Genomic DNA, 18,731 nt, shown 5'->3' with positions numbered 1-18,731 from the left:
TCCACTTCCCGCAGGGTTTGGGCACGGACGCGCCGCTTTTTGGTGTCGAACAACCTGAACGTTGCACCGAAGAGGATTAGGCCACCCCTATTCAGTTCAAAAGTAGCCATGCACGAACAATATCAGCCCCGTGAAATAGAAAATGCCGCCCAAACCTTCTGGGACGAGCAAAAGTCCTTTGAAGTCAGTGAACAGCCAGGCAAGGAGACGTTCTACTGCCTGTCGATGTTCCCTTACCCCAGCGGCAAGCTACACATGGGGCATGTGCGCAACTACACCATCGGCGACGTCATCTCCCGCTACCAGCGCATGCAAGGCAAGAACGTCCTGCAACCCATGGGTTGGGACGCCTTCGGCATGCCGGCGGAAAACGCCGCGATGAAAAACAACGTGGCCCCCGCCAAGTGGACCTACGAAAACATCGCCTACATGAAGACCCAGCTGCGCAGCCTGGGCCTGGCGGTGGACTGGTCCCGCGAAGTCACCACCTGCAAGCCGGATTACTACCGTTGGGAACAGTGGCTGTTCACCCGCCTGTTCGAAAAAGGGGTGATCTACAAAAAAAGCGGCACCGTGAACTGGGACCCTGTCGACCAGACCGTCCTCGCCAACGAACAGGTGATCGACGGTCGCGGCTGGCGGTCCGGCGCGCTGATCGAAAAGCGCGAAATCCCGATGTACTACTTCAAGATCACCGCCTACGCGGATGAACTGTTGTCGAGCCTCGACGATTTGCCGGGCTGGCCTGAACAGGTCAAGACCATGCAGCGCAACTGGATCGGCAAGTCCAAGGGCATGGAAGTGCAGTTCCCCTACAACGTCGACTCCATCGGCGAAGCAGGCGCACTCAAAGTCTTCACCACCCGTCCGGACACCTTGATGGGCGCGACCTACGTCGCCGTGGCCGCCGAGCATCCGCTGGCTACCCAGGCCGCACAGAACAATCCTGAGCTGCAGGCGTTCATCGCCGAATGCAAAGGCGGCAGCGTGGCCGAAGCCGACGTCGCCACCCAGGAGAAAAAAGGCCTGCCGACCGGCCTGTTCGTCGAGCACCCGCTGACCGGCGAGAAGTTGCCGGTATGGGTCGCCAACTACGTGCTGATGCACTACGGCGATGGCGCAGTAATGGCTGTGCCGGCCCACGACGAGCGCGACTTTGAATTTGCGGTCAAATACAACCTGCCGATCAAATCCGTGGTCCGGACCAGTTCGGGCGACACCAACCCGGCCCCATGGCAGGACGCTTACAACGAGCACGGCACGCTGATCAACTCCGGTGAGTTCGACGGCCTGGACTTCGCCGGCGCCTTCGACGCCATCGAAGTGGCACTGATCAAGAAGAACCTGGGTGCCTCGCGCACCCAGTTCCGCCTGCGCGACTGGGGCATCAGCCGCCAGCGCTACTGGGGCTGCCCGATCCCGATCATCCACTGCCAGACCTGCGGTGACGTACCGGTGCCGGAAGACCAGTTGCCGGTCGTCCTGCCGGAAGACGTGGTGCCGGACGGCGCCGGTTCGCCATTGGCGCGCATGCCCGAGTTCTACGAATGCAGCTGCCCGAAATGCGGCGCGCCGGCCAAGCGTGAAACCGACACCATGGACACCTTCGTCGAGTCCTCGTGGTACTACGCCCGCTACGCCTCGCCGCACTATGAAGGCGGCCTGGTGGAAAAATCCGCAGCCGACCACTGGTTGCCGGTGGATCAGTACATCGGCGGTATCGAACACGCCATCCTTCACCTGCTATACGCGCGCTTCTTCCACAAGCTGATGCGCGACGAAGGCCTGGTGAGTTCCAACGAACCGTTCAAGAACCTGCTGACCCAGGGCATGGTGATCGCCGAGACCTACTATCGTCGCGAAGCCAATGGCGCCTACACCTGGTTCAACCCGGCGGACGTCGAGCTTGAGCGCGACAGCAAGGCCAAGGTCATCAGCGCCAGACTGATCGCCGACGGCCTGCCGGTGGAAATCGGCGGCACCGAGAAGATGGCCAAGTCGAAGAACAACGGCGTCGACCCTCAGTCGATGATCGACCAGTTCGGCGCCGACACCTGCCGCCTGTTCATGATGTTCGCCTCGCCGCCTGACATGAGCGCCGAATGGTCCGATTCCGGCGTCGAAGGTTCGCACCGTTTCCTCAAGCGCGTCTGGCGCCTGGCGCACGCCCATGTCAGCCAGGGCCTGCCGGCCAAGCTGGACGTGGCGTCGTTGAGCGACGAGCAGAAACTCATTCGCCGCAGCACCCACCTGGCCATCAAGCAGGCCAGCCAGGACGTGGGCCAGAACCACAAGTTCAACACCGCCATCGCCCAGGTGATGACGCTGATGAACGTGCTGGAAAAAGCCCCGCAAGCCACCGCACAGGATCGCGCACTGGTACAGGAAGGCCTGGAAACGGTCACCCTGCTGCTGGCGCCGATCACGCCGCACATCAGCCACGAACTGTGGAGCCGCCTGGGCCATAGCGACGCGGTCATCGATGCGCGCTGGCCGGTACAGGATGACAGCGCCCTGGTACAGGACACGCTGCAACTGGTGATCCAGGTCAACGGCAAACTGCGCGGCCAGATCGACATGCCCGCCAGTGCCAGCCGTGAAGAAGTCGAAGCGGCCGCACGGGTCAACGAGAACGTGCTGCGCTTTACCGAAGGCCTGACGATCCGCAAAGTGATCGTGGTGCCTGGCAAACTGGTCAATATCGTCGCTAGCTAATCGGATCGGGCGTGGGGCTCGAGCCCTGCGCCGAACAAAGCCTTCAGGGCCTCGATAAGGCCCACATGGTTTCAAGGGGAGCAACAAAATGATCAAACGCAATCTGCTGGTTATGGGCCTTGCCGTACTGCTGAGCGCTTGCGGCTTCCAGCTGCGCGGCACCGGCACCAATGACCTGACGATCAAGGAACTGGACGTCAGCGCTCGCGACGCCTACAGCGAGACAGTGACCCAACTGCGCCAGGTCCTGGAAAACAGCGGCGTGCACGTCTACACCGGCGCGACCTACAAGCTGTTCCTGGCCAACGAGAAAGAAACCCAGCGCAACCTGAGCTACGCCAGCGCCGGGCGTGCATCCGATATCGAACTGAGCACCGAACTGAACTTCGAGATCCAGGGCCGCGACCATCTGCCGTTGATGGGTGACAAGATCCAGATACAGAAAGTCGTCAGCCATGACGGCAACAACCTGGTGGGCTCGGATTCCGAAATCATCCAGGTACGCAAGGAAATGCGTCGCGAGCTGGTGCAACGCATGGTCCTGCGCCTGTCGCTGCTCACCCCACAACAGCTCGAAACCTTGCAGCAACGCGCTGACGATAAGGCCAAGGCCGATGCCGACGCGCTGAAAGCAGCGAAAGAGTACGAAGACAACACGCCGAAACAATCGCCTGTTGAAGTCCCTGTCGAGTAAGCCAGACGGGGCGCCCCTGGCGCCCCGTTCGCCCTGCCTATGAAACTCGCCCCCGCCCAACTCGCCAAACACCTGCAAGGTGGCCTCGCGCCTGTCTACATCGTCAGCGGTGATGACCCGCTGCTGTGCCAGGAAGCCGCCGACACCATCCGTAGCGCCGCACGCCAGCAAGGCTTCGATGAACGCCAGGTATTCAGCGCCGACGCCAGTTTCGACTGGGGCACGCTGCTGCAAGCCGGTGCAAGCATGTCGCTGTTCGCCGAAAAACGCCTGCTGGAGCTGCGCCTGCCGTCGGGCAAGCCCGGTGATAAGGGCGCGGCTGCACTGATGGAATACTGCTCGCGGCCCGCCGAAGACACGGTGTTGCTGATCAGCCTGCCCAAGCTCGACGGCAGCGCGCAGAAGACCAAGTGGGGCAAGGCCCTGGTGGAAGGGGCGCAGACCCAGTTCATCCAGATCTGGCCAGTGGACAGCAATCAGCTGCCGCAATGGATTCGCCAACGCCTGTCACAGGCGGGACTGTCCGCAACACAGGATGCAGTGGAGCTGATCGCCGCGCGGGTCGAAGGCAACTTGCTTGCCGCTGCCCAGGAGATCGAAAAGCTCAAGCTGATGGCCGAAGACGGGCAGATTACCGTCGAGACCGTCCAGGGCGCCGTGGCAGACAGTGCACGTTTTGACGTGTTCGGGCTGGTGGATGCGATCCTCAACGGCGAGCCCGCCCATGCCCTGCGCATGCTCGAAGGCCTGCGTGGCGAAGGTGTGGAGCCACCGGTGATTCTCTGGGCCCTGGCCCGGGAGCTACGGGTATTGGCCAATATTGCCCTGCAATACAGCCAGGGCACGCCGCTGGACAAGTGCTTCAGCCAGGCGCGACCACCGGTGTGGGACAAGCGCAAACCCCTGATGAGCAAAGCCCTGCAACGGCACTCGGCGCAACGCTGGGCGCAGCTGTTGCTGGAAGCGCAGCGCATTGATGCACAGATCAAGGGCCAGGCGGCGGGTTCGCCGTGGATGAGCCTGAGCCGTTTATCGCTGTTGATGGCCGGTCAGCGCCTGACATTACCAGCGGAATAAGCCTGATTTCCAAACACCACAGAACCCATGTGGGAGGGAGCAAGCCCCCTCCCACATTTTTGAGTGCGTTTACAATTCATGGGCTTTACAGCGACCTGACTTCGGCAGATTATTTGCGCCGCACCTCCCCTATCAAGAGCATCGACCATGAGCAAAAAGCCATCCAAGCATGGCCCCAACAAGGCCAAATCCATCATCGCCCAGCCACTGTTCCGCAGCCGTCAGGAACGCGCCGGCAAGGGCAAAGGCAGCTACCGCCGCGAAGCCTTCCAGTCTAATAGCTGGGAGGCTTCTTACTTTCTGGCCGCCTGAAGGCAAGCGCCCCTCTGGCATGATAAGGTCTGTGCCTGATTTGTAATTCCTGGACCTGTGCATGCCCTCTTGTCTTTCCCGTCGTTGGCACCTTCGCCAATTGATCGCTGCCTCCAGCCTCATTCTGCTTGTCGCCTGCGCGGAAAAACCCACCGCCGCCGATGCCCAACCCTTGCCGAAGCTCCAGACCGCCCCCGTGGTGGCCCCTGCCGTCGTAGCCCCGCTGGCCGTGGACAATCTCGACATCCAACCAACCCAGACCTTTGCTGAATGGCAGGCCGGTTTTCGCGCGCAAGCCCTGCAAGCCGGCATCACGGCCGACGTTTTCGACACCGCATTCGCCAATGTCACCCCCGATATGGCGGTGATCCGCGCCGACCGCAGCCAGCCGGAGTTTTCCCGCCCTGTGTGGGAATACCTCGACGGTGCCCTGTCGCCCGTGCGCGTACGCAATGGCCAGGCACTGCTGGTCAAGTACGCTGACATCCTGCAAAGCATCGAGCAGCGTTATGGCGTCGACCGCCAGGCGCTGGTCTCGGTATGGGGCATGGAAAGTAACTTCGGCCAGTTCCAGGGCAATAATTCGGTGATCCGCTCCCTGGCGACCCTGGCCTATGAAGGCCGTCGCCCGGCCTTTGCCCAGGCGCAATTGCTGGCGGCGTTGCAGATCATCCAGCACGGCGACATCGCCGCCGACCAGATGAAGGGCTCCTGGGCCGGGGCCATGGGCCAGACCCAGTTCATTCCGACCACTTATAACACCCACGCGGTGGACTTCGATGGCGACGGTCGTCGCGACATCTGGAACAGCCCGGCCGACGCCCTCGCATCGACCGCGCACTACCTGCAAAGCTCCGGCTGGCAGAAGGGCCAGCCGTGGGGCTTTGAAGTCAAGCAATTGCCGGCGAACTTCGACTACGCCCTGGCTGACGGCGGCGTGCGCAAGAACATTGCCGATTGGATGAAACTGGGCATTCAGCTGCCACCGGGCGCGAGCATGCCGCCGAACGTCGACCAACTGTCCGCTGCCCTGCTGCTGCCGGCAGGCTACCGTGGCCCGGCGTTCCTGGTGCTGGATAACTTCCGTGCGATCCTCAAGTACAACAACTCGTCGTCCTACGCACTGGCGGTGGGCCTGTTGTCGGAGCGCTTTGGCGGCGGCGGTGTGATCCGTGGTGACTGGCCCAAGGATGAGCTGCCGCTGAGTCGCTCCCAGCGCATTGATCTGCAGACGGCGTTGAGCGCCAATGGTTATGACGCGGGCAACCCGGATGGGATTATCGGCGCCAATACGCGCAAGGCGATTCGGGCCGCACAGCAGGCGCTGGGCTGGCCGGCGGATGGGTATCCGACGGTGAAGTTGCTGGAGTCGCTGCAAAACCGATAGATCCGCGTATGGCGACTGCCGCAATCGGGGGCAAGCCCCCGATTGCGGTTTAGCAAACGCCAGCAGATTCAGGACCTGAAGACCACATCCTGCTCCAACACCACCCGCTGCTCCCCCGCATCCAGTCGTACCAAGGCGCCCATGGGCAGCGTCAGGTTCGGATCGCAATGCCCGCTGCGCCAGCCGGCCAGCACCGGTATGCGCAATGGCTCGAACGTCTGCGTCAGCAAGCGCTCCAGCGCCACGTTATCCACACCCGCCACATCCCCGACCAGTACACCGGCGACCTGGGCCAACTTGCCCGCCAAGCGCAGGTGGGTCAGCAGACGGTCGATGCGGTAGATCGGCTCGTTGACGTCTTCGATAAACAGGATGATGCCTTCTGCGTCGATTTCGTATGGCGTGCCCATGACCGCCGCAATCATCGACAGATTCCCCCCCAGCAAGCGCCCACAGGCAATGCCAGGCTCGATCGTGGTCAGCGGGTACGCCACCGGGTGCGCAAGCACGCTGCCGGCGCCCAACTGGCCGCGCAGAAGGCTGAACAATGACGACTCGGTAGGAGGTTGCTTGCCGCCGAGCAGGTCGGCGTTGAGCATCGGGCCGTGAAAGGTCACGAAACCGGCGTAACGGTTGATTGCCAGGTGCAGGGCGGTGATATCGCTATAGCCGACGAACGGCTTGGGATTGGCACGCAGCAGGTCGAAATCCAGCGCGTCGAGCAGCCGTGGCGTGCCGTAACCACCGCGCAGACACAAGATAGCGTCGATATGCGGATCGGCAAAAGCCGCGTGCAGGTCACGCAGGCGCACGGCATCGCTGCCGGCGAGGTAGCCGTCGCGCTCATAGACACCGGGGAAAATTCGCAGATCGTAGCCGCGCGTGCGCATCCATTGGCCGGCCTTTTCAACGTCCAGCACGGCGGGGCCGGCGGGGGCGATCAGGGCGATGGTGCCTTCAGAACGAAGGGCTGGAACGGCAGCGGTCATACACAACTCTCCCTAACTAACGCGGAGCGAAATGTGGGAGGGGGCTAACCCCCGATAGCGGTGGATCAGCCAGCACATGTAGCGACTGACATACCGCAATCGGGGGCAAGCCCCCTCCCACACTGGGTCTGAACCCCGATCAGGAAACCAGGCTAGCCTTGACCAGCTTGGCCTGCTCATCGGCGTGGTACGAAGAACGTACCAGCGGGCCCGAGGCGACGTTCTTGAAGCCCATCTTGTAGCCTTCCTCAGCGAACCAGGCGAAGGTGTCCGGGTGCACGAAACGCTGCACCGGTAAGTGGCTGCGCGACGGTTGCAGGTACTGGCCCAGGGTCAGCATGTCGATGTCGTGTTCGCGCATGCGCTTCATGACTTCGATCACTTCTTCGTCGGTCTCGCCCAGGCCGAGCATCAAGCCGGACTTGGTCGGGATGTGCGGCATCATCTGCTTGAATTTCTGCAGCAGGGTCAGCGACCACTGGTAGTCCGAACCTGGACGCGCAGCCTTGTACAGGCGAGGCACGGTTTCCAGGTTGTGGTTGAACACATCCGGCGGCTCGGCAGCGGTGATTTCCAGCGCGACGTCCATGCGGCCACGGTAATCAGGCACCAGGGTCTCGAGCATCACGTTCGGCGACAGCTTGCGGATTTCGCGGATGCAGTCGGCAAAGTGCTGGGCACCGCCGTCGCGCAGGTCGTCACGGTCAACCGAGGTGATCACAACGTATTTGAGTTTCAGGTCGGCGATGGCGATGGCCAGGCTTTCCGGTTCGTTGACGTCCAGTGGCTTCGGCCGGCCATGACCGACGTCGCAGAACGGGCAACGACGGGTGCAGATGTCACCCATGATCATGAAGGTGGCGGTGCCGCCGGAGAAGCATTCGCCCAGGTTCGGGCAGGAGGCTTCTTCGCACACGCTGTGCAGCTTGTGCTTGCGCAGCAGGGCCTTGATACGGTCGACTTCCGGCGAAACCGGGATGCGCACGCGGATCCAGTCGGGCTTCTTCGGCAACTCGGTGGTCGGGATGATCTTGACCGGGATGCGTGCAACCTTCTCGGCGCCGCGCAGCTTGACGCCGGCTTCCACCTTGGCACGCGGGGCCGGGGCCGGACGCTCGGTGATGTCCAGCGTCGGGATCATGGTTTGCACTGCATCAGTAGTCATAATCAGTCGATTCCGCCCGTGAGGGTCGTCTGCTCAGCATAGTCGAGGTGTTTGACGAGCTGCGCACGCAGCCGGGCACTTACCTCGGCAAATTTAATCGGTGTGGCGTGGTCGCTCAGTTGGGTCATCGCCAGCCCGGCATAACCGCACGGGTTGATGCGCCGGAACGGTGCCAGGTCCATGTCCACGTTCAGGGCCAGGCCATGAAAGGAACAACCGTGGCGAATGCGCAAACCGAGGGAGGCGATTTTCGCGCCGTCCACATACACACCGGGTGCATCGGGCTTGGCCGCGGCGCTCACGCCATAACTGGCCAACAGCTCGATCAGGCAAGCCTCCATGCGGCTCACCAGGTCGCGCACGCCAAAACCCAGCTTGCGCACGTCCAGCAGCAGGTACGCCACCAGTTGACCGGGCCCATGGTAAGTCACTTGGCCACCTCGGTCGACCTGCACCACCGGAATATCCCCCGGCAGCAGCAGATGTTCGGCCTTGCCGGCCTGGCCCTGGGTGAACACCGGTGGATGTTCCACCAACCAGATTTCGTCGGGCGCCGAAGTACCGCGTTCATTCGTGAACCGCTGCATGGCGTGCCAGACGGGCTCGTAGTCCATCCGGCCGAGCTCGCGAAAGCCCAGGACCTGTGACATCACAGCACCATGTGCACGAAGCCGGTGGCCCGCAGTTCGCTATTGATGTCGTAGAGCTGGTCTTGACCGGTCGCAACGATGTGCAACTGGATCGTGGTGTACTTACCGTTGGTGCTCGAACGCTCGTCCACCCGGTTGTCATTGATCGTCGCGTGTTTACGCACGATATCCAGGATTCTGTCTTTGTTGCCTACACCGGTATCGCTGATCACCTTGACGGGATAATCCGTCACCGGGAATTCGATCTTTGGCGCCTTTACTTCTTTATCGGTCATGGCAGAACGGCCTCGTAAGCGGTAAGCCGTGGCGACGGCAAAGCCCCGCGTCGGATCAACGCGGGGCTTTGCAGGTGCACACAATCAGTTGAACAAGCCGTAGAAGAATAGACGGATGCTATCCCACACGCGGCGGAAGATACCACCTTCGTCGACGGCGTCCAGCGCGATCAGGTCGGCGCTGTGCACCACCTTGTCGTCCAGCTTGACTTCGACTTTACCGATCACGTCGCCCTTGGCGATTGGCGCAACCAATTGCGGGTTCATGGTCATGCTGGCGGCGAGCTTTTTCAGCTGGCCTTTAGGCATGGTCAGGGTCAGGTCTTCAGCCAGGCCGGCCTTGACTTGCGAGGTCGCGCCTTTCCACACCGGCGCGGTCGCCAATTCAGCACCCTTCTGGTAGAAGGTCTGGGTTTCGAAGAAGCGGAAACCGTAGGTCAGCAGTTTTTGCGTCTCGGCCGCACGGGCCTGCTCGCTGTTGGTACCGAAGACCACGGCGATCAGGCGCTGGCCATCACGTACCGCGGACGACACCATGCAGTAGCCGGCTTCGTCGGTGTGGCCGGTTTTCAGGCCATCGACAGTCTTGTCGCGCCACAGCAACAGGTTGCGGTTAGGCTGCTTGATGTTGTTCCAGAAGAATTCCTTCTGGGAGTAGATCGCGTAGTGCACCGGGTCGACACGAATGATCGCGCGCGCCAGGATCGCCATGTCGTGAGCCGACGAGTAGTGCTCAGGGTTTGGCAGGCCGGTCGGATTCATGAAGTGGCTGTTGGTCATGCCCAGGTCGGCCACGGTTTTGTTCATCATGTCGGCGAACGCGTCTTCGCTGCCGGCGATGTGCTCGGCCAGGGCGACGCTGGCGTCGTTACCGGACTGGATGATGATGCCGTGCAGCAGGTCGCTCACAGTGACTTGCGAGCCGACCTTGATGAACATCCGCGAACCGCCGGTACGCCAGGCGTTTTCGCTGACGGTCACCGGGTCGTTTTCGCCGATCTGGCCGCGACGGATTTCCAGGGTCGCGATGTAGGCGGTCATCAGCTTGGTCAGGCTGGCCGGTGGCAGGCGCTGGTCACCGTTACTCTCGACCAGCACGTTGCCACTGGCGGCATCCATGAGGACCCAGGACTTGGCGGCCAGTTGCGGTGAAGCCGGTACCATTTCAACCGCCCAGGCGGCCGGGGTGATGATCAGCGAAAGAAGCAGGCACGTGCGTTTGGCTAAGGTGGTGATGTTCATCCGTCTCTCGAAATTGCTTATGGAAACTTGCCCTCGCGGGCAAAACTTATTCAGACAGCCCGCTACCAGACTGTCACGTGTTCGGTTGCCCGCTCACCCCTTGCCCCTGGGTTTTATTGTTCAACGAGCCAACAACCAGGGTCCAGGCCCGCATGCGAGCCTCAACCATCAATTTATTATTCGGCAGTGACCACGCTGGGTTGCCCCAGGTTGGCCAGGCGCACGCTGTTCTGCACTTGCGCAACCTCGCTCGGCGAACCGATCGGGCCCATGCGCACACGGTGCAGGGTTTGCTGGTTACGCACGATGGAGCTGATGAATACCGGCGCGCTGACCATGCTGCTGAGCTTGGACCTTAACAGTTCTGCCGCATCCGGGTTGGCGAAAGCCCCCACTTGCAGGTATTGCCCGCCCGCAACCGAGGCGCCCGGTGCTGCATGGGGCACGACCACCGTATCCGGTGCGTGCTGCTGCGGTGGCGGTGTCCATTGTTCGATCTTGCCGGTGGATGCCGTCACTTGCGGCTGCGCACTCTGCGGCTCGTTGAGCATCAACGGCGCGGGCTTGCCACGCTGGGCCCAGTACTGCGCCGGATCGATGCCTTCTACCTTGACCCGCGCGGTACCGGTTTCGGCATAGCCGAGTTTTTTTGCGGCGGCGTAGGACAAGTCGATAATGCGATCCGAATAGAACGGCCCACGGTCGTTGACCCGCAGGATCACCGTGCGGTTGTTGTCCAGGTTGGTCACGCGAACATAGCTGGGCAGCGGCAAGGTCTTGTGGGCCGCGCTCATGCCGTACAGGTCATAGACTTCGCCGTTGGCGGTGTTCTGGCCGTGGAACTTGGTGCCATACCAGGACGCCGTGCCGGATTGCACGTAGGTCTTGGAGTCCTGCAGCGGGAAGTAGGACTTGCCCAGCACCGTATAGGGGTTGGCCTTGTACGGGCCGGTGTGCAGGGTCGGCGTGGCGTCCGGGATCTTCGACACGTCGACATCCCACCACGGTGCGCCATCTTTGTGCGCGCGGTTGATGTCCAGCCCTGGCTGGGAACGCACCGCGGTGCCGCCGGACTTCTGTACCGGGCCACGGCTGGTGGAACAACTGACGACGAGCAGGGACAACGCGGCGAACGCCACCAGCTTGAGCGGTTGATTGAACGGCGATGCCCGCATTACTTGTTGCCCCGTGCTTGGACCAGCATGTCTGACAGCTGATGCACGGCCATGGCGTACATCACACTGCGGTTATAACGCGTGATTGCGTAGAAATTCTTCAGGCCCATCCAGTATTCAGGGCCGTTTTCACCTTCGAGTCGGAATGCCGTCACCGGCATATCGTCGCGTGGCGCATTCTGACTCGACCAGCCCAGCGCCCGCAACTCCCCGACGGTCTTGGCCGGCTCGATACCCTGGGTCAGGCCTTCATCGGCACGCTCCCCGCTGACGTCGGCGCGGATCACCACCGGCTCGCCACCGACCCAGCCATGGCGCTTGAAGTAGCTGGCCACACTGCCGATCGCATCGTCCGGATTGCTCCATATATTGATGTGCCCGTCACCGTCGAAATCCACCGCGTAGGCGCGAAAGCTGCTCGGCATGAACTGCGGCAAGCCCATCGCACCGGCGTAGGAACCCTTGAGGGTCAGCGGGTCGACCTGCTCTTCACGGGCCAACAGCAGGAACTCACGCAGTTCCTTGCGGAAAAAGTCGGCGCGCGGCGGGTAATCGAAGCCCAGGGTCGACAAAGCGTCGATCACCCGGTAACTGCCGGTATTGCGCCCGTAGAAGGTTTCAATACCAATGATCGCAACGATGACCTGGGCCGGCACGCCGTATTCCTGCTCGGCGCGGGCCAACACGGCCTCGTGCTGGCGCCAGAAGTCCACCCCCCGGGCCACCCGGGCGTCGGTGAGGAACATCGGACGGTATTCCTTCCACTGTTTCACGCGCTCGGCGGGGCGAGAAATCGCGTCGAGGATCGCCTGCTTGCGCTGGGCTTCGCGGAACACGCCCATCAGCTGTTCACCGGCGAAGCCGTAGTCGCGGGTCATTTCACCGACGAATTCGGCGACCTGGGGTGAGCCATCGTAGTCACCGGCCTGCGCCTCGTGCGTTGCCCCCAGCAGCCCGATCAGGCCCATCCAGGACGCATGCCGAGTCGCCCAGCCGCGCATTACTTGCATTGACATCTTCACCTTATTCAAACCTGTGCGATCCACTTGCGATGCGTATGAATCGACATCAAAACCCCAAACGCTGACAGCAATGTCACCAGCGAAGTTCCGCCGTAGCTAATGAACGGCAACGGCACCCCAACCACCGGCAGCAGGCCACTGACCATACCGATGTTGACGAAAACGTAAACAAAAAAAGTCATGGTCAGGCTGCCGGCGAGCAATTTGCCGAACAGCGTCTGCGCCTGTGCGGTAATCACCAGGCCACGACCAATCAATAGCAAATAGATCAGCAACAACGCGCAAATGCCCACCAGGCCGAACTCTTCGCCCATCACCGCAATGATGAAGTCGGTGTGGCTTTCGGGCAGAAAGTCCAAATGCGACTGGGTGCCGAGCAGCCAGCCCTTGCCAAATACACCGCCGGAACCGATGGCCGCCTTCGACTGGATAATGTTCCAACCGGTGCCGAGCGGGTCGCTTTCGGGATCCAGGAACGTCAGGATCCGCTGTTTCTGGTAGTCGTGCATAAAGAAGAACCACATGGCCACGGCCACCGGCACTGCCGCCGCCAGCACGCTGAGGATCCAGCGCCAGCGCAGCCCGCCCATGAACAGCACGAACGCACCGCCGGCCAGGATCAGCAGCGAAGTACCGAGGTCCGGCTGGCGCACGATCAGCACAAAGGGGATGCCGATCAGAATCAGGCTGATCCCCACATGCTTGAGCTGCGGCGGCAAGGTGCGCTTGGACAGGTACCAGGCGATCGTCGCCGGCATCAGGATTTTCATGAATTCCGACGGCTGGAAGCGAATCACCCCCGGAATGTTGATCCAGCGGGTCGCGCCCATGGCGTTGTGGCCCATGACGTCCACCACCACCAGCAGCAACACCCCGGCCACATAGCCAAGCGGCACCCAGCGCGCCATGAAACGCGGCTCCAGCTGGGCGATCACCACCATGGACAGCAGGCCCAGGCCAAACGACGAAGCCTGCTTGATCAGCAAGTCCCAGTTCTTGCCGCTGGCCGAATACAGCACGAACAGGCTGCCGGCCGCCAGGGTCAGCAGCAGGATCAGCAACGGGCCATCAATGTGCATGCGCTGCAACAAAGTCGCGCGGCGACGCATCACATCCTCGCTGGAGAGGATGCGGTCAAAATTACTCTTCACTGGCCGTAACCTCTGGGGTTGAAGGGGGGCCGCCATATTCGGGCTTGAGCCTGCCGTCGTCGGCCAGCAACCAGGCGTCCATCACCTGGCGCACCACAGGCGCCGCCACACCGGAGCCGGACTCGCCGTTCTCGACCATCACCGCCACCACGATTTTCGGGTCGTCGGCCGGGGCAAAACCCACAAACAAGGCGTGGTCGCGGTGGCGTTCCTGGACCTTGGAACGGTCGTACTTCTCGCCCTGCTTGATCGCCACCACCTGGGCGGTACCACTCTTGCCGGCGATACGGTATTGCGCACCGATCGCCGCCTTGCGCGCGGTACCGCGTGCGCCGTGCATCACCTGCTGCATGCCGTGGTTGACCTTGGTCCAGTCGGACGGGTCGCGCAGTACGATGTCGGGGATCGGGTTTTCATCCACAGGCTTTTCGCCTTCGATGGTCCGGGCCAGGTGCGGACGGTTCCAGATGCCTTTGTTGGCCACCAGCGCCGTGGCCTGGGCCAGTTGCAAAGGCGTGGCCTGCATATAGCCCTGGCCGATGCCGAGGATCAGGGTTTCGCCCGGGAACCATGCCTGGCGGCGGGTCGCACGCTTCCACTCCCGCGATGGCATCAGGCCAGGGGATTCTTCGAACATATCCAGGGAGACTTTCTGACCGAGGCCGAACTTGCCCATGTAGGCGGACAAGCGGTCGATCCCCAGCTTGTGGGCCAGGTCGTAAAAATAGGTGTCGTTGGAACGCATGATCGCGGTATCCAGGTCGACATAGCCGTCACCGGTACGGTTCCAGTTGCGGTACTTGTGGTCGTAGTTGGGCAGCATGTAGTAGCCCGGGTCGAATACCCGGCTGGAAGCCGTGACCACGCCCGCGTCCAAACCGGCAATCGCCACCGCCGGCTTGATGGTCGAACCCGGCGGGTACAGGCCGCGCAACACGCGGTTGAACAGCGGCCGGTCGATGGAGTCGCGCAACTCGGCGTAGGCCTTGAAGCTGATCCCGGTCACGAACAGGTTGGGGTCGAAGCTCGGCTGGCTGACCATGGCCAAGACTTCGCCGGTCTTCGGGTCCAACGCCACCACTGCACCACGCCGGCCGCCCAGGGCCATCTCGGCCGCTTCCTGCAGCTTGATGTCCAGGCTCAGCACAATGTCTTTGCCCGGCACCGGGTCGGTACGCTTGAGCACCCGCAGCACACGGCCGCGAGCGTTGGTCTCGACTTCTTCGTAACCCACCTGGCCGTGCAGTTCGGGCTCGTAGAAACGCTCGATGCCGGTCTTGCCGATATGGTGGGTGCCGCTGTAATTGACAGGATCGAGGCTTTTCAGCTCTTTCTCGTTGATCCGCCCCATATAGCCGACGGAGTGGGCAAAGTGCGGCCCTTGGGGATAGTGGCGCACCAGTTGCGCCACCACTTCCACACCCGGCAGGCGGAACTGGTTCACCGCGATCCGCGCAATCTGCTCTTCGGTCAGCTCGAACAGGATCGGCACCGGTTCGAAAGGCCGACGCCCCTGCTTCATGCGTTTCTCGAAGATCACCCGGTCTTCCGGGGTCAACTGCAGCACCTCGACGATGACATCGAGGACCTGCTGCCAATCGCCGGAACGCTCACGGGTCATGCTCAGGCTGAAGCTGGGCCGGTTATCCGCCACCACCACGCCATTACGGTCGAAGATCAGCCCACGGGTCGGCGGAATCGGCTGCACATGCACGCGGTTGTTTTCCGACAGCGTGGAGTGGTAGTCGTACTGGATCACCTGCAGGAAATACAGGCGCGCAATCAGCACCCCGATCAGCGCCACCACCATGATCGCGCCAAACACCACCCGCGCGCGTACCAGACGTGCGTCTTTCTCGTGGTCCTTGATGCGGATCGGCTGGGTCATCGGGAGGGGCGCAGATTATTTGTGGTAAGGGTGCCCGGACAGAACTGTCCAGGCGCGATACAGCTGTTCACCGATCAGGATCCTTACCAACGGGTGCGGCAGCGTCAGCGCCGACAGCGACCAGCGCTGGTCCGCCCGCGCGCAGACTTCCGGCGCCAGCCCTTCGGGGCCGCCGACCATGAAATTGACGGTGCGCGAGTCCAGGCGCCAGCGATCCAGTTCCACCGCCAATTGCTCGGTGCTCCAGGGTTTGCCGTGCACTTCAAGGGTGACGATGCGCTCGTTGGGGCCGACCTTGGCCAGCATGGCTTCGCCTTCCTGACGGATAAAGCGCGCCACGTCGGCATTCTTGCCCCGGGTGTTGAGCGGTATCTCCACCAGTTCCAGCGACAGCTCGGCGGGCAGACGCTTGGCATACTCGTGCCAGCCTTCTTCCACCCACTTGGGCATGCGTGAACCGACAGCAATCAGACGCAGGCGCACAGCCGTTCCTTATTCCTGGTCTTTGTTGAGCTTGTCGAAGTGCGCGTGGCCCACTTCCGGGCTGTGGTGCTTGCCATCGGCGGCACGGCTCTGCTCGGCGCCTTTCCACAGACGCTCCAGGTCGTAGAACTGGCGGGCATTGCTGGTCATCATGTGAACGATCACGTCGTCCATGTCCAGCAGCACCCAGTCGCTGTCGCCCTTGCCTTCTTCACCCAGTGGCTTCACGCCTTGGGCTTTGACGGCTTCGCGAACCTTGTCCAGCATCGCGCCGATCTGGCGGTTGGAGGTACCGGTGGCGATGATCATGAAGTCGGTGATGCTCTGCTTGTCGCGAACGTCCAGGACCTGGATGTCCTGGGCCTTCACGTCTTCCAGGGCGGCAACGGCGACTTTCACCAACTCTTCGCCAGCCAGTTCCGGGCCAACGTGGGCTTCAACCGGCAGCGGGGCGCTTTTGAACGTGCCTTTGCGTTTTACTTTGCTTACGTCTTTGTTCGTCATAAAAAACTCGTTTTGCTCATATGTTCGGGCGCTCGCTGCACGAGTGTTCGTGCGTTCAAGCGCGCCTTTTCAGTTCGACGCACGGTAAAGCCCGTGCGCATCGATGTAGGCCAGGACCGCGTCAGGCACCAGGAAACGTACCGACTTCCCGCTGGCCAGCAGTTGACGGATCTGGGTGGCGGACACCGCAAGCGGGGTCTGCCAGACGAATGCAATATTCCCGTTCGGCCCGGTCAGGGCCAAGGGGTCACTTACCGACCGCGCGGCCAGCAGGTTGCGCAAGGCATCCGGCGGTTCGCTGTCGGCATCCGGGCGTTGCAAAACCAGGATGTGGCAGTGCTGGAGGAGTTCCTCCCAGCGATGCCAAGAGGGCAGGCCGCAAAATGCGTCCCAGCCCAAAAGCAGAAACAACTGGTCATCCGCGGCCAACTCGGCGCGCATCAGCTCCAGGGTGTCGACAGTGTAGGACGGTTTATCGCGCTTGAGCTCACGATCGTCCACCACCAGCGGCGGTATGCCTTCTACGGCCAGGCGCACCATTTCCAGGCGCTGCTGCGGCGACACCTGCGGGGTATCGCGATGGGGCGGCCGGAAATTAGGGATCAGGCGCAGCTCATCCAGCGCCAAGGCATCCGCGACTTCCAGGGCACTGCGCAAATGGCCGATGTGCACGGGGTCGAAGGTACCGCCGAGCAGCCCGATGCGTTTAGCCATCAAGTGCGCACATGACCGTCGCCGAACACCACGTACTTCTCGCTGGTCAGGCCTTCCAGGCCAACCGGGCCGCGTGCGTGGAGCTTGTCGGTGGAGATGCCGATCTCCGCCCCCAGGCCGTACTCGAAGCCGTCGGCAAAGCGCGTCGAGGCGTTGATCATCACCGAAGCGGAGTCCACTTCGGTGAGGAAACGCCGGGCATCGCTGAAATGCTCGGAGACAATGGCGTCGGTGTGCTTGGAGCCGTATGTGTTGATGTGTTCGATGGCCTGGTCCAGGTCGTCGACGATGCGGATCGACAGGATCGGCGCCGTGTACTCGGTGTACCAGTCCTGTTCGGTGGCTTCGATCACGTCCGCGCCCAACAGCGCACGGGTGCGTTCGCAACCGCGCAGTTCCACGCCCTTGTCACGGTAGATGGCAGCCAGCGGCGGCAGCACGCGCTCGGCGATGCCGACGTGCACCAGCAGGGTTTCCATGGTGTTGCACGGCGCGTAGCGATGGGTCTTGGCGTTGTCGGCGATGCGGATCGCCTTGTCGATGTCGGCGGCGATGTCGATGTACACGTGGCACACGCCGTCCAGGTGCTTGATCACTGGCACCTTGGCATCGCGGCTGACGCGCTCGATCAGGCTCTTGCCACCGCGCGGCACGATCACGTCGACGAATTCCGGCATGGTGATCAGCGCGCCGACAGCGGCACGGTCGATGGTTTCCACCACTTGCACCACTTCGGCCGGCAACTCGGCCACGGCCAGGCCCTGCTGGATGCAGGCGGCGATGGCGCGATTGGAATTGATCGCCTCGGAACCGCCACGCAGGATGGTGGCGTTACCCGACTTGAGGCACAGGCTCGCGGCGTCGATGGTCACGTTCGGGCGCGACTCATAGATGATGCCGATCACGCCCAGGGGCACGCGCATCTTGCCGACCTGGATACCGGACGGCAGGTAACGCATATCGCGAATTTCACCGATGGGGTCAGGCAGCTTGGCGACCTGACGCAACCCTTCGATCATGTCGTCGATACGTGCCGGCGTCAGCGCCAGGCGGTCCAGCAAGGCGGGCTCGAGGCCATTGGCGCGGCCATTGGCCAGGTCCAGTTCGTTGGCGGCAGTCAGCTCGGAGCGCGAAGCGTCCAGAGCATCGGCGGCGGCCAGCAGGGCACGGTTCTTCTGCGCAGTGCTCGCACGGGCGATCAACCGCGAGGCCTGACGGGCAGCGCGACCCAGGCGGGTCATGTAGTCAAGAACGGACTCAGTCATGGTCAGGGAGTCTTGGCAAAGAG

Annotated in this window: 18 protein-coding genes; 5 read left to right on the top strand and 13 right to left on the bottom strand. The window is 62.2% G+C overall.

The window, feature by feature from the left end; all coding sequences use genetic code 11:
* The first annotated feature begins 108 nt into the window (after positions 1 to 108).
* The 5 genes from leuS to AC07OP_RS24980 all read left to right on the top strand — a co-directional run bounded on the left by leuS (position 109) and on the right by AC07OP_RS24980 (position 6,185).
* A complete protein-coding gene (gene leuS / locus AC07OP_RS25000; protein WP_495102479.1) occupies positions 109 to 2,715 on the top strand; it encodes a leucine--tRNA ligase in 2,607 nt (868 codons plus the stop codon).
* 88 nt (positions 2,716 to 2,803) lie between these two features.
* The gene (locus AC07OP_RS24995; RefSeq protein ID WP_115487514.1) at positions 2,804 to 3,409 is read left to right on the top strand and encodes an LPS-assembly lipoprotein LptE; all 606 of its coding nucleotides are present in this window, start codon (positions 2,804 to 2,806) and stop codon (positions 3,407 to 3,409) included.
* Positions 3,410 to 3,448: 39 nt separating this feature from the next.
* Entirely contained in the window at positions 3,449 to 4,486 is a 1,038-nt protein-coding gene (gene holA, locus AC07OP_RS24990) for a DNA polymerase III subunit delta (RefSeq protein WP_495102480.1), read from the top strand.
* 147 nt (positions 4,487 to 4,633) lie between these two features.
* On the top strand, positions 4,634 to 4,798 hold the full coding sequence (gene arfA / locus AC07OP_RS24985; RefSeq protein ID WP_003176285.1) for an alternative ribosome rescue factor ArfA: 165 nt from the start codon (positions 4,634 to 4,636) through the stop codon (positions 4,796 to 4,798).
* A gap of 61 nt (positions 4,799 to 4,859) precedes the next feature.
* A complete protein-coding gene (locus tag AC07OP_RS24980; RefSeq protein ID WP_495102481.1) occupies positions 4,860 to 6,185 on the top strand; it encodes a lytic murein transglycosylase in 1,326 nt (441 codons plus the stop codon).
* A 68-nt stretch (positions 6,186 to 6,253) separates the two neighbouring features.
* Here AC07OP_RS24980 and AC07OP_RS24975 read toward each other — a convergent pair whose 3' ends face one another.
* The 13 genes from AC07OP_RS24975 to AC07OP_RS24915 form a co-directional block, all read right to left on the bottom strand.
* Positions 6,254 to 7,174 carry a S66 peptidase family protein gene (locus tag AC07OP_RS24975; RefSeq protein ID WP_495102482.1) on the bottom strand — a complete coding sequence of 307 codons (921 nt, stop codon included), beginning with the start codon at positions 7,172 to 7,174 and terminating at the stop codon, positions 6,254 to 6,256.
* Between the two features lie 139 nt (positions 7,175 to 7,313).
* Complete coding sequence (gene lipA, locus AC07OP_RS24970; protein WP_057444888.1) at positions 7,314 to 8,315, bottom strand: lipoyl synthase; 1,002 nt, start codon at positions 8,313 to 8,315, stop codon at positions 7,314 to 7,316.
* A gap of 26 nt (positions 8,316 to 8,341) precedes the next feature.
* The gene (gene lipB, locus AC07OP_RS24965) at positions 8,342 to 8,989 is read right to left on the bottom strand and encodes a lipoyl(octanoyl) transferase LipB (protein ID WP_027605241.1); all 648 of its coding nucleotides are present in this window, start codon (positions 8,987 to 8,989) and stop codon (positions 8,342 to 8,344) included.
* Positions 8,989 to 9,264, bottom strand: coding sequence for a DUF493 domain-containing protein (locus tag AC07OP_RS24960; RefSeq protein WP_027605240.1), 276 nt, complete (start codon positions 9,262 to 9,264; stop codon positions 8,989 to 8,991). The genes lipB and AC07OP_RS24960 overlap by 1 nt, the downstream gene beginning before the upstream one ends.
* An 84-nt stretch (positions 9,265 to 9,348) precedes the next feature.
* Entirely contained in the window at positions 9,349 to 10,506 is a 1,158-nt protein-coding gene (locus AC07OP_RS24955) for a D-alanyl-D-alanine carboxypeptidase family protein (protein WP_027605239.1), read from the bottom strand.
* A 176-nt stretch (positions 10,507 to 10,682) separates the two neighbouring features.
* Positions 10,683 to 11,681: a septal ring lytic transglycosylase RlpA family protein gene (locus AC07OP_RS24950; RefSeq protein ID WP_259194165.1), complete on the bottom strand. Its 999-nt coding sequence runs from the start codon at positions 11,679 to 11,681 to the stop codon at positions 10,683 to 10,685.
* Complete coding sequence (mltB, locus tag AC07OP_RS24945; RefSeq protein ID WP_027605237.1) at positions 11,681 to 12,691, bottom strand: lytic murein transglycosylase B; 1,011 nt, start codon at positions 12,689 to 12,691, stop codon at positions 11,681 to 11,683. Before mltB ends, AC07OP_RS24950 begins: the two co-directional genes overlap by 1 nt.
* Positions 12,692 to 12,708: 17 nt before the next feature.
* Positions 12,709 to 13,812: a rod shape-determining protein RodA gene (rodA, locus tag AC07OP_RS24940; protein WP_051429342.1), complete on the bottom strand. Its 1,104-nt coding sequence runs from the start codon at positions 13,810 to 13,812 to the stop codon at positions 12,709 to 12,711.
* Between the two features lie 31 nt (positions 13,813 to 13,843).
* Positions 13,844 to 15,742, bottom strand: a complete 1,899-nt coding sequence (gene mrdA, locus AC07OP_RS24935) for a penicillin-binding protein 2 (RefSeq protein ID WP_027605235.1) — start codon at positions 15,740 to 15,742, stop codon at positions 13,844 to 13,846.
* A gap of 15 nt (positions 15,743 to 15,757) precedes the next feature.
* Positions 15,758 to 16,225 carry a 23S rRNA (pseudouridine(1915)-N(3))-methyltransferase RlmH gene (gene rlmH / locus AC07OP_RS24930; protein WP_003176297.1) on the bottom strand — a complete coding sequence of 156 codons (468 nt, stop codon included), beginning with the start codon at positions 16,223 to 16,225 and terminating at the stop codon, positions 15,758 to 15,760.
* A gap of 9 nt (positions 16,226 to 16,234) precedes the next feature.
* Positions 16,235 to 16,729 carry a ribosome silencing factor gene (gene rsfS / locus AC07OP_RS24925; RefSeq protein ID WP_003176298.1) on the bottom strand — a complete coding sequence of 165 codons (495 nt, stop codon included), beginning with the start codon at positions 16,727 to 16,729 and terminating at the stop codon, positions 16,235 to 16,237.
* A 69-nt stretch (positions 16,730 to 16,798) separates the two neighbouring features.
* The gene (gene nadD / locus AC07OP_RS24920; RefSeq protein ID WP_065910068.1) at positions 16,799 to 17,443 is read right to left on the bottom strand and encodes a nicotinate-nucleotide adenylyltransferase; all 645 of its coding nucleotides are present in this window, start codon (positions 17,441 to 17,443) and stop codon (positions 16,799 to 16,801) included.
* A complete protein-coding gene (locus AC07OP_RS24915; protein ID WP_115487510.1) occupies positions 17,443 to 18,708 on the bottom strand; it encodes a glutamate-5-semialdehyde dehydrogenase in 1,266 nt (421 codons plus the stop codon). The genes nadD and AC07OP_RS24915 overlap by 1 nt, the downstream gene beginning before the upstream one ends.
* Positions 18,709 to 18,731 lie beyond the last annotated feature (23 nt).

The sequence above is a fragment of the Pseudomonas sp. GW821-FHT09D08 genome, from assembly GCF_059416305.1.
This window is presented reverse-complemented; position numbering and strand designations above follow the sequence as displayed.